At 68.6% G+C, this 15,056-nt stretch carries 13 protein-coding genes; 11 read left to right on the top strand and 2 right to left on the bottom strand.

Going from position 1 to position 15,056, the window contains the following annotated elements:
- The first annotated feature begins 63 nt into the window (after window positions 1–63).
- From rsfS to lipB, 9 genes are all read left to right on the top strand, one after another.
- On the top strand, window positions 64–432 hold the full coding sequence (gene rsfS, locus DFP85_RS06675; RefSeq protein ID WP_133635528.1) for a ribosome silencing factor: 369 nt from the start codon (window positions 64–66) through the stop codon (window positions 430–432).
- Entirely contained in the window at window positions 429–896 is a 468-nt protein-coding gene (gene rlmH / locus DFP85_RS06670) for a 23S rRNA (pseudouridine(1915)-N(3))-methyltransferase RlmH (RefSeq protein WP_133635527.1), read from the top strand. Before rsfS ends, rlmH begins: the two co-directional genes overlap by 4 nt.
- 118 nt (window positions 897–1,014) lie before the next feature.
- Window positions 1,015–2,922: a penicillin-binding protein 2 gene (mrdA, locus tag DFP85_RS06665; protein WP_133635526.1), complete on the top strand. Its 1,908-nt coding sequence runs from the start codon at window positions 1,015–1,017 to the stop codon at window positions 2,920–2,922.
- A gap of 2 nt (window positions 2,923–2,924) precedes the next feature.
- A complete protein-coding gene (gene rodA / locus DFP85_RS06660; RefSeq protein ID WP_133635525.1) occupies window positions 2,925–4,085 on the top strand; it encodes a rod shape-determining protein RodA in 1,161 nt (386 codons plus the stop codon).
- Window positions 4,086–4,114: 29 nt separating this feature from the next.
- Entirely contained in the window at window positions 4,115–5,182 is a 1,068-nt protein-coding gene (mltB, locus tag DFP85_RS06655) for a lytic murein transglycosylase B (RefSeq protein WP_133635524.1), read from the top strand.
- A complete protein-coding gene (locus tag DFP85_RS06650; RefSeq protein ID WP_133635523.1) occupies window positions 5,179–6,105 on the top strand; it encodes a septal ring lytic transglycosylase RlpA family protein in 927 nt (308 codons plus the stop codon). The genes mltB and DFP85_RS06650 overlap by 4 nt, the downstream gene beginning before the upstream one ends.
- Before the next feature lie 55 nt (window positions 6,106–6,160).
- Entirely contained in the window at window positions 6,161–7,360 is a 1,200-nt protein-coding gene (locus DFP85_RS06645) for a D-alanyl-D-alanine carboxypeptidase family protein (protein WP_133635522.1), read from the top strand.
- Window positions 7,361–7,537: 177 nt separating this feature from the next.
- A complete protein-coding gene (locus tag DFP85_RS06640) occupies window positions 7,538–7,849 on the top strand; it encodes an HP0495 family protein (protein WP_133635521.1) in 312 nt (103 codons plus the stop codon).
- Window positions 7,849–8,529, top strand: coding sequence for a lipoyl(octanoyl) transferase LipB (gene lipB / locus DFP85_RS06635; RefSeq protein WP_133635520.1), 681 nt, complete (start codon window positions 7,849–7,851; stop codon window positions 8,527–8,529). Before DFP85_RS06640 ends, lipB begins: the two co-directional genes overlap by 1 nt.
- Window positions 8,530–8,668: 139 nt before the next feature.
- Here the strand turns inward: lipB and lipA are convergent, their stop codons facing one another.
- Both lipA and DFP85_RS06625 read right to left on the bottom strand, forming a co-directional pair.
- On the bottom strand, window positions 8,669–9,721 hold the full coding sequence (lipA, locus tag DFP85_RS06630) for a lipoyl synthase (RefSeq protein ID WP_133635519.1): 1,053 nt from the start codon (window positions 9,719–9,721) through the stop codon (window positions 8,669–8,671).
- A 202-nt stretch (window positions 9,722–9,923) separates the two neighbouring features.
- Entirely contained in the window at window positions 9,924–10,910 is a 987-nt protein-coding gene (locus tag DFP85_RS06625) for a LysR family transcriptional regulator (protein WP_133635518.1), read from the bottom strand.
- A 107-nt stretch (window positions 10,911–11,017) separates the two neighbouring features.
- Here DFP85_RS06625 and DFP85_RS06620 point away from each other — a divergent pair, with 107 nt between their 5' ends.
- A complete protein-coding gene (locus tag DFP85_RS06620; RefSeq protein ID WP_133635517.1) occupies window positions 11,018–11,923 on the top strand; it encodes an ATP-binding protein in 906 nt (301 codons plus the stop codon).
- 131 nt (window positions 11,924–12,054) lie between these two features.
- Window positions 12,055–14,847: a DUF3141 domain-containing protein gene (locus DFP85_RS06615; RefSeq protein ID WP_133635516.1), complete on the top strand. Its 2,793-nt coding sequence runs from the start codon at window positions 12,055–12,057 to the stop codon at window positions 14,845–14,847.
- Window positions 14,848–15,056: the final 209 nt, after the last annotated feature.

Genomic DNA, 15,056 nt, shown 5'->3' with positions numbered 1-15,056 from the left:
ACAATGGGTGTGAGGATTTCCCGCTGACGAAGGGCTGACACGAAGGGGCTGACACGAAGGGCTATGCATATCGACGCACTCAAGACTCTGGTGATCGACGCACTGGAGGACCTCAAGGCTCAGGACATTGCGGTCCTGGATGTCTCACGGCTGACCAGCGTGACCGACCTGATGGTGGTGGCCAGTGGTACCTCCAGTCGCCATGTGGCGGCGCTCGCCGACAATGTGGTCCAGGCCGCCAAGGAGCAGGGCATTCCGCCGCTGGGTATCGAGGGAGAGAACGGCGCCGACTGGGTGCTGGTCGACCTGGGTAACCTGGTGGTGCACGTGATGCTGCCCGAGACCCGGCAGCTCTATGACCTGGAGCGGCTCTGGGCCGACCTGCCAAGCGATACGGAAGCCCGTCTCGAGGAAGGGGTGCCGGGTTCATGAGGCTCCGCCTGCTGGCGGTGGGCACGCGCATGCCCGACTGGGTGTCGCGGGGTGTCGAGGAGTATCGCAAGCGCCTGCCCAGGGACTTCGCCCTGGAGGTGGAGGAGATCGTGCCGGGGCAGCGCGGCAAGAATGCCGATGTGACCCGGGCCATGGCCCTGGAGGCCGAGCGCATCCGGGGGCGCCTCAAGGGCGGGGAGCACCTGGTCGCCCTGGAGGTCGGGGGCAAGGCCTGGAGCACCGAGCAACTGGCCCGGGAGGCCGACGCCTGGCGCCTCGAGGGGCGTGACGTGGTGCTGCTGGTAGGCGGGCCGGATGGGCTGGAGCCGTCGCTCTCGGCGAGTGCCGACCAGCACTGGTCGCTGTCGCCGCTGACACTGCCCCATCCGCTGGTGCGCATCCTGCTGGCCGAGCAGCTCTACCGCGCCTGGACCCTGCTGGTCGGCCATCCCTATCATCGCTGAAGTTCGTTTTCCGCTCTGGCAGCGCTCAAGGCCCTTTCCGTGCAGGGCCGCTGAAGGCTCTTCTTTTCAGGGCCGCTGAAGGCTCTTCTGCTCCATCATACCGAGGTCATCACCGAGCATGCGTCGGCGCCGCGAAACCCTGAAGAACCCGGAACAGGAGCTGCGTGTCTTCCGCATGCGCTCGCTGCTGGCCGTGCTGGTGGTGGTGTGCCTGACCGGGCTCCTGGGCGGGCGGCTGTTCTACCTGCAGGTGGTGCAGCACGAGGTCTACAGCACCCGCTCCGAGAAGAACCGGGTGCGGGTCGAGCCGCTGCCGCCCACGCGCGGCCTGATCTACGATCGCAACGGCGTGCTGCTGGCCGAGAACCGTCCTACCTACAATCTCACCCTGGTCCGCGAGCGGGTCGAGGACCTCGATGCCACCCTGTCGCTGCTGGTCGATCTGCTGGAGATTCCCGAGGAGGAAGTCGAGGCCTTCCGGGTGCGGTCCCGCCAGCGCCAGCGTCCCTTCCAGCCGGCATTGCTGATGAGCGACCTCGAGGAGGAGCAGATCGCCCGGCTCGCGGTCAATCGCCATCGCCTGCCCGGCGTCGAGGTCCAGGCCCAGCTGCTGCGCTACTATCCCGATGCCGAGACCATGGTGCACGCGCTGGGCTATGTGGGGCGGATCAACGCCGAGGAACTCGCGGGCCTGGATTCGGGCAACTATGCCGGCACCCACTTCATCGGCAAGACAGGGGTGGAGCGATTCTACGAGGACGAACTGCACGGCCAGGCGGGGCTGCGCAAGGTGGAGACCAATGCCCGCGGCCGAGTGCTGCGCGAGCTCGGTCACACCGACCCGGTCCCGGGCAAGGACCTGACCCTGACGCTGGACAGCGAGCTACAGAAGCTCGCCGTGGAGCTGCTCGACGGCCGTCGCGGCTCCATCGTGGCGATCGCCCCGCCGAGCGGCGAGATCCTCGCCCTGGCGTCGGTGCCGGGCTTCGACAGCAACCAGTTCGTCACCGGCATTGACGTCGCCTCCTACCGGGCCCTCCAGGAGGACCTGGACCTGCCGCTCTACAACCGGGCGATCCGCGGGCACTATCCGCCGGGCTCTACCATCAAGCCCTTCCTGGCCCTGGCGGGGCTGGCCGAGGGCAAGATCACCCCCGACACCACCATCCGCGACCCCGGCTACTACCAGCTGCCCAACGACTCCCGGCGCTACCGCAACTGGCTGCGCTGGGGGCATGGTCGTGTCGATCTGGAGCGTGCCATCGCCGTCTCCAATAACACCTATTTCTATTCCCTGGCCCATGACCTGGGCATCGATCGCATCCACGAGAACATGTCGGCCTTCGGCTTCGGCCAGCGGGTCGCCCATGACGTCCAGGGCGAGAGCGATGCGCTGATGCCCTCTCGGGACTGGAAGCGCGGGCGCTTCAACCAGCCCTGGTACCCCGGCGAGACCCTCTCGGTGGGCATCGGCCAGGGCTACTGGCAGCTCACCCCACTGCAGCTGGCCACCGCCACGGCGGTGCTGGCCAACCGCGGCCAGTGGGTCAAGCCGCGCCTGGCCCAGCGGGTCGGTGACGAGGCGGTGCCCGTCGAGCTGCCGGATACTCCGTCCGATATCACGCTCGACAACGAGGGGTGGTGGGACCGGGTCTTCTCCGGCATGGAGAAGGTGGTCTCGGGCCATGAGGGGACCGCGCGGCGCATCGGCAAGGACCTGGAGTACCGCATGGCCGGCAAGTCCGGTACCGCCCAGGTCTTCTCCCTGGGCCAGGACCAGAAGTACAACGCCGACGAGCTCAAGGAACGGCTGCGCGACCATGCGCTGTTCATGGCCTTCGCCCCGGTGGAGGATCCCCAGATTGCCGTGGCGGTGATCGTCGAGAATGCTGGCGGAGGCAGCACCCACGCCGCCCACCTGGCCAAGGCGATGACCGATGCCTGGCTGCTCGAGGACGAGGCCCCGGATACCGAGGAGGTCCGCGAGGTGCTCGAACGCGAGGACGACCGGGTGGCGGGGAACTGACGATGAGCTGGAGCGAGCTGACCCGTGGCCTGCGGGCCCATCCCGTGAAGCCCTCGCTGAGCGGTATCGCCCGGCGGCGCAGCCTGTGGGAGCGGATCCATCTGGACCCCTGGCTGCTCGGCATGCTGCTGGTGCTGATGCTGGCCGGGCTGGTGGTGCTCTACAGTGCCAGCGGCCAGCGCATGGCAGTGGTGAACGCCCAGGCCATCCGCTTCGGCGTGGCCCTGGTGGTGATGGCCGGGCTCGCCCAGCTCTCGCCGACGACCCTGCTGCGCTGGACGCCACCGGTCTACGTGGCCGGCGTGCTGATGCTGGTGGCCGTGGAGCTGATCGGCGACATGGGCATGGGCGCCCAGCGCTGGCTGGTGATTCCCGGGGTGATCCGCTTCCAGCCCTCGGAGCTGATGAAGCTGGCCATGCCGATGATGGTCGCCGCCTGGCTGAGCCGCCAGCCGCTGCCACCGCGCTGGCGCGACCTGCTGGTCTGTGCGGCGATCATCGGCCTGCCGGTGGTGCTGATCGCCAAGCAGCCCGACCTTGGCACCTCGCTACTGGTCACCATCGCCGGGGTCTTCGTGATCCTGCTGGCGGGCCTCTCCTGGCGCTTCATCCTGTTCTTCGGCGCGCTGGCGGCGGCCGCGCTGCCGCTGCTGTGGATGAACATGCACAACTACCAGCGCCAGCGGGTCCTGACCTTCCTCGACCCCGAGAGCGATCCGCTGGGCGCGGGCTGGAACATCATCCAGTCGACCACCGCCATCGGCAGTGGAGGCTTCTGGGGCAAGGGCTGGCTGCAGGGCACCCAGTCGCAGCTGGAGTTCCTGCCCGAGCGCCATACCGACTTCATCGTCGCGGTGCTCGGCGAGGAGTTCGGGCTGGTGGGGATGCTGGCCTTCCTGCTGCTCTACCTGCTGATCGTGGGGCGCGGACTCTGGCTCGCCGGCGCCGCCCAGGAGACCTTCGGGCGCCTGGTGGCGGGCAGCATCATCCTGACCTTCTTCATCTATGTCTTCGTCAACGTGGGCATGGTCAGCGGCATCCTGCCGGTGGTCGGCGTGCCGCTTCCGCTGGTCAGCTACGGGGGGACCTCCAGCGTGACCTTGATGGCGGGTTTCGGTATTCTCATGGCCATTCATGCCCACCGCCGCCTGCTGCCGCGTTAGGCATCTGTCAGGATTCAGGGAGAGCTACGATGACGGTGTCGTCACCACGGAGAAAACGCTGGTTGGCCTGGCTGGCGGGAGGGCTGCTGGCATGGGGGGCGACGACCGGCCTGGCGGCGGATTTCGACCCGCAGCGCCATGCCGAAGCGGCTCGGCTGGTGGAGGAGCTGGCCGAGAACGGGGTCGACCGCGACTGGCTCCTGGCCGCCCTGAGGGAGGCCGAGTTCCGCCAGTCGGTGCTGGATGCCATGGCCGGCGCCGCCGAACGTCGCCTGCGCTGGGACGAATATCGCGCCATCTTCCTGGATGCCCCGCGCATCGCCAACGGGGTCGCCTTCATCGAAGCCCATCCGGCGGCCTTCGCGAGGGCCGAGGCCGAGTACGGCGTGCCACCTGCGGTGATTGCCGCCATCATCGGCGTGGAGACCCGCTACGGCGGCGTTACCGGCAATCATCGCGTCCTCGACTCCCTGGCGACCCTGGCCTTCCATCATCCCAGCCGTGGCCGCTTCTTCCGCGGCGAACTGGCCGCCTTCCTGGAGATCGCCTTCGAGGAGGAGCGCACGCCTGGCAGCCTGACCGGCTCCTACGCGGGGGCCATGGGCTATCCGCAGTTCATTCCCACCAGCTACCGCGCCTACGCCGTGGATTTCGACGGCGATGGCCTGCGCGACCTCTGGACCAACCCGGTGGACGCCATCGGCAGCGTGGCCAACTACTTCGCCGAACATGGCTGGCGCCCTGGTGAGCCGATCTACCACGAGGCCGAGGGTCCCGCCTCGCCTCCCGACGGCATCGACTTCAACCGCGCCGCGCGGCCGCCCGCAGTGCCGGCAGCGGAGCTCGCTGCGGTGGGCCTCGAGGTCCCGGACGCGCTGGCCGACGATCATCGCCTGCTGCCGGTGGCGCTGGAGGATGGCGAGGAGAACTGGGGCTACGTGCTCGGCGAGCACAATTTCTACGTGATCACTCGCTATAACCACAGTCATCTCTATGCCATGGCGGTGACCGAGCTGGCCGAGGCGATTGCCGAGGCGCGGGGCCTGGAGGCCCACTGGCTCGACGCCACCGATACCACCCCGGAGGAGGCCTCATGAGACGCACCTGTGCCGCCCTGAGCGTGCTGCTGCTGCTGGCCGGCTGTGCCGGGGGCGGCGGCTCCCGTCCTTCCCCCGGTGAAGCGTCCAGTCAGGCGCCGGCCACATCGGGAAGCGGCGAGCGCTATGCCCTCTCCGGTGACGCCTATCCCGAGGATCCACCCGATGTCGCCGAGGTGCCCGACGCGGTGCCGCGTCGCGAGGCGCGCTCCAGGGGAGGCAACAAGTCGCCCTACGAGGTGTGGGGCAAGCGCTACGAGGTGATGGCGGATGCCAGTGGCTATAGCCGCCAGGGCAGGGCCTCCTGGTACGGCGAGAAGTTCCATGGCTATGCGACCTCCAATGGCGAGATCTACGACATGTACAAGATGAGCGCCGCCCACCGCTCCCTGCCCCTGCCGAGCTTCGTGCGTGTCACCAGCCTGGAAAACGGCCGCTCGGCGATCGTGCGGGTCAACGACCGCGGCCCCTTCCACAGCGACCGCGAGATCGACCTCTCCTACGCGGCGGCGGCCCGCCTGGGTATCCTCGAGCAGGGGACCGGACGGGTGAAGGTCGAGGCCATCGACGTGGAGCGCTGGATTGCCGACAACGGCGATGCGTACCGGGCGGCAGGGGCCCCCTCGCCCCGCAGCGAAGCCGTATCACCGGCCCCCGCCGCGCCAGCGGCCGCGCGCGACAGGCCCATGGCCGGCAGTGGCGTCTTCCTGCAGGTCGCGGCCCTGGGCTCCGTCGACAGTGCCCGGCAGCTCAAGTCGCGCCTGGAAGGCGAGATCGACCGCCCCGTGCGCGTCGCCAGTGCCACCGGCCTCCATCGGGTTCAGGTCGGTCCGCTGGAAGATGCCGGCCAGGTGGACCCTGTCCGCGAGCAGCTGCGTCGGGCGGGCTTTGCCCAGGCCTTTGTCGTCAACGATGCCGACTGAGTCGGTGCCCCTTTTTTCGAACCACCCCGCGATGCCCTTGATGAGAACCCCTGCCATGAGATTCACGCCTTTCTTCCGCCGCTGCCGGCTGTTGCCGCTGCTGATCAGCCTGCTGCTGGTCGTGTCACAGGCCACGGCTCAGGTGATCCCGACGCCGCAGACCATGATCCCCTCGCCGCCGCAGCTGGCGGCCAGCTCCTGGATCCTGATGGATGCCGACAGCGGGCGTGTGCTGGTCGAGCACAATGCCGACGAGCGCCTGCCGCCGGCCAGCCTGACCAAGCTGATGACGGCCTACCTCGTGGAGCGCGAGCTCGACCGGGGCAACATCGCGCCGGAAGACCTGGTGCCCGTCAGCGAGAAGGCCTGGCGTACCGGGGGCTCCAAGATGTTCATCGAGGTTGACACCCTGGTGGCGATCGACGAGCTGCTCAAGGGCATCATCATCGTCTCGGGCAACGATGCCAGCGTGGCCATGGCCGAGCACCTGGCCGGTGGCGAGCGTCCCTTTGCCGACCTGATGAACCAGCACGCCACCCGGCTGGGCATGAACAACACCAACTTCGTCAATGCCACCGGCCTGCCCGACGACAACCACTACTCCTCGGCCCGCGATCTGGCGCTGCTCTCCCAGCACATCATCAACGACTACCCGGAACACTACGCCAACTACGCCAGCAAGCAGTTCACCTATGGCGGCATCGAGCAGCCCAACCGCAACCGGCTGCTGTGGCGCGACAGCAGCGTCGATGGCCTGAAGACCGGCTGGACCGAGGCCGCGGGCTACTGCCTGGTGGCCTCGGCCAAGCGCGACGACATGCGCCTGATCTCGGTGGTCATGGGCACCGCGTCCGAGGAGGCCCGCGCCCAGGAGACCCAGAAGCTGCTCAGCTACGGCTTCCGCTACTACGAGACCCTCAAGCTCTATGACGCCGGCGCCGTGCTCAACACGCCTCGTGTCTGGGGCGGCGACAAGAACGAGCTGCGCGTGGGCGTCGATCGTAACGTGGTCATGACCGTACCGCGCGCGCGCAGCGAGGAGCTCACCGCCAAGCTCGACATCCAGGCCGACCTCACCGCCCCCATCGCGGCCGGGGACCGGGTGGGTACCATGGAGGTGCGCCAGGGCGATGAGGTGGTCGGCGAGCGTCCCCTGGTCGCCCTCGAGAGCGTCGAGGAGGGGGGGCTCTTCAAGCGCCTCTTCGACCAGGTGCGGCGCTTCTTCACCAACCTGATCGGTGGCTGGTTCGACTAGGGCCTTCGGCCAGCCGCAAGGCACAAGGATCAAGGAGCAAGCAAACCCCTTGGCTTGCTTCTTGATCCCATGTTCTCTTGACCCCTTGACCCCTTGACCCCTTGACCCTTCGGCGTTGGTCTCCCCACGCCAGGTTGAGTAAAATGCTCGGATATCCACGACCCGCCGGAAGGCTTCATGAACGACAACTCCCTGCGTGACCTTCGCAAGCCCCGTCGCCAGGCGGGTGGCAAGCCGCCGAAGATCACCTTTCCCTGCGACTACCCGATCAAGGTCGTCGGCGATGCTGCCGAGGATTTCGCCGCCACGGTCTGCCAGATCGTCATCCGGCACGATCCGGGCTTCGACGCGAGTGCCATCCAGGTGGTGCCCAGCCGCCGCGGTCGCTTCCAGTCGGTGCGCCTGACGATCCGCGCCACCGGCGAGGAGCAGCTCAAGGCGCTCTTCGATGAGCTCAAGGCCACCGGCCGCGTGCACATGGTCGTCTGATGGCAGGCGAGAGCGAACTTTCTCCGATCCTCTTGCATCGCCTCGGTCGCCGGCCTTATACGCCCGTCTGGCAGGCCATGCGTGGCCTCACCGACGGCCGCGATGCGCAGACACCCGATCAGTTCTGGCTGGTCGAGCACGATCCGGTGTTCACCCAGGGGCAGGCCGGCAAGCCCGAGCACCTGCTCATGCCCGGCGACATTCCGGTGGTGGCCACCGACCGCGGCGGGCAGGTGACCTACCACGGGCCCGGCCAGGTCGTGCTCTACCCGCTGCTCGACGTCCGACGCTCGCGGCTGGGGGTGCGCGACCTGGTCAGCGCCCTGGAGAATGCGGTGATTGCCTTGCTGGCCGAGCATGGTGTGGAGGCGCACGCGCGTCCCGATGCGCCCGGCGTCTATGTGGGGGAGGCCAAGATCGCCTCGCTGGGGCTTAGGATCCGTCGCGGCGCCAGCTTCCATGGGGTCGCCCTCAACGTGAACGGCGACCTCTCGCCGTTCTCGCGGATCAATCCCTGCGGCTATGCCGGCATGGCCATGACGCGGCTGGCGGACCTGAGCGACGACTGCCTAGGTGTCGAGGCGGTGGGCGAGCGCCTGGCCGAGTGCCTGGCGCGGGAGCTGGGGCGTGAGTTAACAACGCCAAGCAGCCATGCGCCGAGCCGCCAAGCTGACCTGTGAAATGCTCCAGGTACTGAGGTAGAACAAGTCCCACTGGATGCTTGCTCCAGTGGGACTTTGCGTTGGCGCCAGAGGTGGCAGATACATCATGTTGGCAAGCTTGGCGGCTTGGCGACTTGGCGGCTTGGCAGCCTGCCGCTTAGCCCACATTGACCGCGTCGATGCGGTTGGGGTCGGCTTGCTGGCCGGGCACCTCGGCGGGGGCTGCCAGACCCAGGTTGTTCTTCTCGAACACCCGGTCGGCCCGGTAACTGGAGCGCACCAGGGGGCCGGACGGCACCTCCATGAAGCCCTTCTCGAGGCCCAGCACGCGATAGCGCTCGAACTCCTCCGGGGTGACCCAGCGCTCCACCGGCAGGTGGTTGCGGGTGGGGCGCAGGTACTGGCCCAAGGTCACGATGTCGACGCCGATGGCCCGCAGGTCGTCGAAGGTCGCCAGGATCTCCTCCTCGGTCTCACCGAGGCCGAGCATCAGGCTGGTCTTGGTGATCACCTGCGGCCGGTGACGCTTGGCGTGGGCCAGCACGTCCAGGGTCTTGCGGTAGCCGGCCCGCGGGTCGCGTACCCGCCCGGTGAGCCGCTCGACCGTCTCGACGTTCTGGGCGAAGACCTCCAGTCCCGAGTCGACCACCCGCTCGATTGCCTCGGGCGCGGCGTCGAAGTCCGGCGTGAGCGCCTCGACCACCACCTCGGGCGTGCGGGCCTTGATGGCACGGATGCAGTCGGCGTAGTGGGTGGCGCCGCCATCGGGGAGGTCGTCACGGTCCACGGAGGTCAGCACGATATAGCGCAGCCCCATCAGCTCGACCGAGCGGGCGGTGTTCTCCGGCTCCTCCGGGTCCAGCCAGCCCCGGGGATTGCCGGTATCCACCGCGCAGAAGCGGCAGGCCCGAGTGCATACCGAGCCCATCAGCATGATGGTCGCGGTGCCGTTGCTCCAGCACTCGCCCTGGTTGGGACAGTGCGACTCGGCACAGACGGTGCTGAGGCGGTGGGTGGCCACGTTCTTCTTGACCGCCTCGAAGCGCTCGCCGCCGGGAATCTGGGCACGCAGCCACTTCGGCTTGCGTCCGTCGGCACCGCCGTCCTCGACCTGGCGACGCGCCTTCATGCCATCCTTGATGGCGGCCGTGCCATGGTCGTTGCGGTACTTCTCGCCGCTGGAAACGCGTGGGGAGGGGGTGTCGCTCATAGCTGTGAGCCTCTCTGCTCGCCGGCTGTCGACGCCATGAGGGCGCTGCCGCGGGGTCTCCGGGAGTGCGCCGATCGGCGGTTCCAGGCAGCCTGGCACGTCGAATGATACGTGGGTCGCAAGCTGATAAAATACCACAGGATTCGCCGTGCTGGACAGCCGGGCCCGCGACGCTCGTGACCTGGGTCAGTGGCATCGCCGGTCAGTAGGCGGTCACCGGCAGGCAGTCGACGCCATGGCTCGGCAGCGGACTCGGCGGGGCACTGAAGTGGGTGTGCAGCTCGGCCAGGTGCTCGCGCACGAAGCGCAGGAACAGCTCGGTGACCGGCGTCGGGAAGCGGTCCCTGGGATGCACGGTGCACCAGGAGTGGCGCAGCGGAAAGCCGGGCAGGGCGAGCGGCGCCAGCAGGCCCGCCGCCACCTCCAGGCGAACGGCGAGTCGTGGCAGCACCGAGACCCCGAGCTGTGCCATCACGCCCTGCTTGACGGCCTCGTTGCTGCCCAGCTCGATGGCATGGGGCAGCCGCACGTCCTGGTCGGCGGCGAGCTCCTCGAAGGCGCTGCGCACGCCGGAGCCGGGCTCGCGCATCAGCACATAGTGGCGGGCGAAGTCCTCCAGGGTAGGGGCCTCGGCCTCGAGCAGCGGGTGACCCGGCCACACCACGGGGATCATCTCGTTGTCGAGGATCGGCATGAAGGCCAGGGCCTCGTCCTCGGGTACCCGCGCCATGATCACCAGGTCGTCGCATCGCTTGGCCAGCCGTTCCAGTGCCTGGCTGCGGTTGCAGACGCGCAGGCGCACCTGGACGCTGGGATAACGGGCGCGAAAGCGGGCCAGCAGGTAGGGCACCACATACTGGGCCGTGGAGACCGCCGCCAGGTTGAGCTCGCCGCGGATGGTCCCGGCCATGTCGGAGAGGGTCATCTGCAGGCGCGAGACCTGGCCGAAGATGGCCCTTGTCGAGGCCGCCAGGGCATCGGCGGCGGGCAGCAGGTGGAGGGTGCGCCCGGCGTACTTGAACAGTGGCTGTCCCAGGGCCTGCTCGAGCTGGCGGATCTGGGCACTGACCGCGGGTTGGGTCAGTCCGAGGGTCTCGGCCGCCCGCGAATAGGAGTGCTGGTCATAGACGGCACGAAACACCTGCAGCTGGCGAAAGGTCAGCCGGTTGAGCAACTGGGGTGAGGTCATGGTTCGTTCGCCGGCGGCACGCCTTCCGGCTCCTGAGGGACTTACACGCATGCTAGCACCGCCGAGGCGCTTCCCGAAATTGCCCACCCGGCCCACGGAACGCCCGCTTGTCTTGGCGGACTGACCGCGCCTTCTTGCGCCTGCTGGTCGCGGCCCAGGGGCTGGCGGCTCTGCGCGTGCAGCAGGCCGGCGATGAGCTGGGCCTTGCCACCCACCTGGCCGAGGGGGAGTCCGAGGCCCTGGTGCTCAGGGCCCGCGCGCTCGGCTGCGATGCCCTGCACCCTGGCGAGGGCAGTGAACACCAGCTGGCCCTTGCCGGCGCCTGCCAGCGTGACGGCCTGCGTCTGATCGCCCCGGGCGAGGCCATGCTCGAGGCCATGGCCGACCGTGCCGCCATGCGGCGGCTGATGCGCGAGGCCGGCTTGCCGCTGGCGCCCGCGGCCGGGGAGGGGCAGCAGGTTAGGGTGCCGGTACTGGCCGACGGACAGGGCCGGGTGGTGCACCTGGCAGTACGCCATGCACCCCGGTCAGGGCCGGCGCTTGCGCCCGTGCCCTGGCTGACGCCGGAGCAGCGCAGCTACCTGGGACAGCTTGCGGTGCAAGGGGTGGCCAGCCTGGGGCCGGTCGGGCTGGTCGTCGCCACCTTCCGGGTGGCCGGCAACGTCATCGGCTTCGAGGCCATGTCGCCGGGGCTTTCCGGCGACGAGGCCCTCGACGAGGCGCTGATCGGCATCGATCCGGTGGTCGAGCAGCTGAGGCTCGCGGCGGGCGAGCCCCTGCGCCATCGCCAGTCGAGGCTCGAGGCGAGAGGGCATGCCCTGCTGTGGCAGTTGCCCCTCGCCCCGGCGGTGCACTTCGGTGGCGGCCCCGGCCTGCGGCTGGACCGCCCCGCGGTAGGAGGAGTGGCCCGCCTGGTGGCCTGGGGGCGGCGTCCCGAGGTGGCCTGGCGGCGGGGGCGCCGCGCCCTCGTCGAGCTGCTGGGCGAGGCCGCGGCGGCGGCATGGATGCCCTGAATGCTGCTTAGGACTGCGGCATCCGGCGCTCGCAGCGGCAACGCTCATGCGCTATATTGCACTGCAACAAAGCCCGATTTCATGCATCGGCGCCGGGGATGTCCCGGCACCGAGCAACCCTGGAGCTCAAGATGAATTCCCTGATACCGACTCCCGCAGCCAGCGTGCTGCCCTTCGTGGATCCGTTCGGTTTCGGACGCGCGGCCTGCGACTACTGGCGCGATACCCTGGAGCGCAGCGTGCTCTTCATGGATGTCATGCGCCAGCGCGGCAACCAGTACCTCGAGCATATTGAGAAGACCAAGCCCAACGTGCTTGGCTTCGATGCCGAGGTGCTGGTGGACGGGCGCCAGCTGTCTCGCCCGGTCAACTACGAGCTGCTGCGCATCCTGCCTCCCCAGGGCGTGGAGACCGACCTGCAGATGCGCCCCTTCGTGGTGGTGGACCCGCGTGCCGGCCATGGCCCGGGCATCGGCGGCTTCAAGCCCGACAGCGAGATCGGTGTGGCCCTGCGGGCGGGGCATCCCTGCTACTTCATCGGCTTCCTGCCCTATCCGGTCCAGGGGCAGACCGTCGAGGACGTGGTGGAGGCCGAGGTCGCCTTCCTGCGTCACGTCATCGAGCGCCACCCCGAGACCTCCGAGAAGCCCATGGTGGTCGGCAACTGCCAGGCCGGCTGGCAGATCATGATGGCCGCGGCCCTCGAGCCCCAGCTCTTCGGCCCGATCCTGATCGCCGGCGCGCCGCTCTCCTACTGGGCCGGCGAGCGTGGCAAGGCGCCGATGCGCTATACCGGGGGGCTGACCGGCGGCAGCTGGATGACGGCGCTGTTCAGCGACCTCGGGGCGGGGCTTTTCGACGGTGCCTGGCTGGTCCAGAACTTCGAGCGCCTGAATCCGGCCAACACCTGGTGGAGCAAGCAGTACCAGCTCTACTCCAAGGTCGATACCGAGGCGGATCGCTACCTGGAGTTCGAACGCTGGTGGGGCGGTCATGTGGTGCTGGGCGGTGACGAGATCCAGTACATCGTCGACAACCTCTTCGTCGGCAACCGCCTCTCGACGGCCCAGCTGGTGACCTCCGACGGGCGTCGCATCGACCTGCGCAACGTGCGTTCACCGGTGGTGGTGTTCTGCTCGAAGGGCGATGACATCACCCCGCCGCCACAGGCCCTGGGCTGGGTGCGCGACCTCTACGAGGGGGTCGAGGACGTCATCGCCAACGAGCAGACCATCGTCTACTGCGTCCATGACACCACCGGCCACCTCGGCATCTTCGTGTCCGGCAGCGTCTCCCGCAAGGAGCATGCCGAGTTCACCGCCAACATGGACTACATCGACGTCCTGCCGCCCGGGCTCTACGAGACCACGGTCTCCAGTGCCGCCGAGCGCGAGGATGCCGAGCTGATCGAGCGCGACTACCTGCTGGAGTTCTCGCCGCGGACCATCGAGGAACTCGACCGGGAGGTCCAGCACCGCCCCGATGACGATACCCGCTTCGCAACCGTGGCCCGGATCTCCGAGATCAACCTGGGGTTCTACCGCCTGTTCATGCAGCCCTGGATCCAGGCCCTGGCCACGCCCGAGTCGGCCAAGTGGATGCGTCGCATGCACCCCAACCGCATGGGGTACCGCCTGCTCTCCGATCGCAATCCCTTGATGACCGCGGTACCGGTGCTGGCCGAGAAGGTGCGCGCCGACCGCCACCCGGTGCACGAGGACAACGTCTTCCGTGCGGTGGAAGGCATCCTGTCCGACCAGATCACTCGCAGCCTGAATGCCTGGCGAGACCTGCGCGACAGCAGCAGCGAGCGTTTCTTCCTCGACTTCTACGGCCAGCCGGTGCTGCAGGCCATGGTGGGCCTGGGCGGTGACGCCCATGTGCACCGTCGTCGCCCGGGGGCCGAACCCGAGCACCGCCGCTTCATCGAGCGTCGCCGTGAGGAGGTCCACCACGCGATCACCGAGGGAGGCAGCCACGAGGCGGTCATGCGTTCGGTGATCCATGTGCTGGGCGGCGCCCCGGCGACCGACGAGCGCAACTTCAAGCGGCTGCGGGCCTCGCGGGCCGAGCTCGAGCCGGGCATCCAGCTGGCCGACTTCAAGCATATGGTGCGTGAGCAGTTCTTCACCCTCCAGCAGGACCATGAGGCAGCCCTTGAGGCTATCCCGACCCTGCTCAAGGGGCAGACGGCCAGCCAGATCGATGCCCATCTGGCGCATATCGAGCATGTCCTGGCGGCCAGTGGTGAGTTGAGCGAGCACGCGGCGGACCGCTTCGAACGCATCAAGGGGCTGTTCCACCAGGCCATCCAGCATGCCCCTGAGGAGGAGCAGGAGGCGCTTCGCGATGCCCAGGCCAGGGTGGCCAGCGAGGCGATGGCCGGTGAGGCGGCCCGCCGTGAGGTGGAAAGCCTGATGGAGTCGCTCCCCGTTGCCGAGCGTGCCCCGGCAGAACCCGCCGAGCAGGCCGCAGTGAAGGAGGCCGTGGGCAAGGCGACCAGCGATATCCCGGCGGCAGAGACCGTCGCAGAAGAGACCGTTGCCAAAGAGACCGTCGCCGAAGAGACCTCTGCCGAGGCATCGGCGCAGGAGCCGGCCGAGGAGGCCACTCCCGCGGCCCCGGAGCCGTCCCGTGAGTCTGTCGCCGAGGCCCCGGCGCAATCGCCCAGCAGTGAGTCCGCTGCCGAAACGCCTGCGCAAGCGCCGGGCAGTGACGCCGGCGCCGAGGCGCCGGTGGAAAGCGCCCCCGGCAAGTCGGCCAGCGAGGGTAGCGAGGCCTCGTCTGCCGCCGAGCCCAGTGACAACGAGGCATCGCCGGTGAACCAGGGCACGTCTGCTGGTACCAAGGCACCGGCCAAGCGCAAGCCGGCCAGCCGCGCCACGCCGCGTCGGCGGACGCCGCGCAAGCCCCGCAAGGGCTGATCTCCTGCTCTGTGGCACTAGCGCCCCCGCCCCGACCGGCGGGGGCGCTGTCGTTGAGGAGGACGCCTCTGCCGGCTTGGCGTGATGGTGCGCAGGGAGCTAGGTTCAAGAGGCCGCCCACCCCCGGGCGGTCGCGATTGCCTGACCGGGGGTTCCGGCGGCGACTGGCGTGACGGCGACCGCTGGGGTAGGGTAAGCGCATTTTTCAC

Origin of the sequence: Halomonas ventosae (assembly GCF_004363555.1) — a bacterium.
GTDB lineage: Bacteria > Pseudomonadota > Gammaproteobacteria > Pseudomonadales > Halomonadaceae > Halomonas > Halomonas ventosae.
Note: the sequence above shows the minus strand (reverse complement) of the source record. Positions and strands in the feature narration are given on the sequence as shown.

What these genes read in the sequence shown, in the direction of transcription:
- lipB (WP_133635520.1), top strand. Translation starts at nt 7,849, where the DNA reads ATGGCAGGCGAGAGCGAACTTTCTCCGATCCTCTTGCATCGCCTCGGT.
- mrdA (WP_133635526.1), top strand. Translation starts at nt 1,015, where the DNA reads ATGCGTCGGCGCCGCGAAACCCTGAAGAACCCGGAACAGGAGCTGCGT.
- DFP85_RS06645 (WP_133635522.1), top strand. Translation starts at nt 6,161, where the DNA reads ATGAGATTCACGCCTTTCTTCCGCCGCTGCCGGCTGTTGCCGCTGCTG.
- mltB (WP_133635524.1), top strand. Translation starts at nt 4,115, where the DNA reads ATGACGGTGTCGTCACCACGGAGAAAACGCTGGTTGGCCTGGCTGGCG.
- DFP85_RS06640 (WP_133635521.1), top strand. Translation starts at nt 7,538, where the DNA reads ATGAACGACAACTCCCTGCGTGACCTTCGCAAGCCCCGTCGCCAGGCG.
- DFP85_RS06615 (WP_133635516.1), top strand. Translation starts at nt 12,055, where the DNA reads ATGAATTCCCTGATACCGACTCCCGCAGCCAGCGTGCTGCCCTTCGTG.
- DFP85_RS06625 (WP_133635518.1), bottom strand. Translation starts at nt 10,910, where the DNA reads ATGACCTCACCCCAGTTGCTCAACCGGCTGACCTTTCGCCAGCTGCAG.
- rlmH (WP_133635527.1), top strand. Translation starts at nt 429, where the DNA reads ATGAGGCTCCGCCTGCTGGCGGTGGGCACGCGCATGCCCGACTGGGTG.
- DFP85_RS06650 (WP_133635523.1), top strand. Translation starts at nt 5,179, where the DNA reads ATGAGACGCACCTGTGCCGCCCTGAGCGTGCTGCTGCTGCTGGCCGGC.
- lipA (WP_133635519.1), bottom strand. Translation starts at nt 9,721, where the DNA reads ATGAGCGACACCCCCTCCCCACGCGTTTCCAGCGGCGAGAAGTACCGC.
- rodA (WP_133635525.1), top strand. Translation starts at nt 2,925, where the DNA reads ATGAGCTGGAGCGAGCTGACCCGTGGCCTGCGGGCCCATCCCGTGAAG.
- rsfS (WP_133635528.1), top strand. Translation starts at nt 64, where the DNA reads ATGCATATCGACGCACTCAAGACTCTGGTGATCGACGCACTGGAGGAC.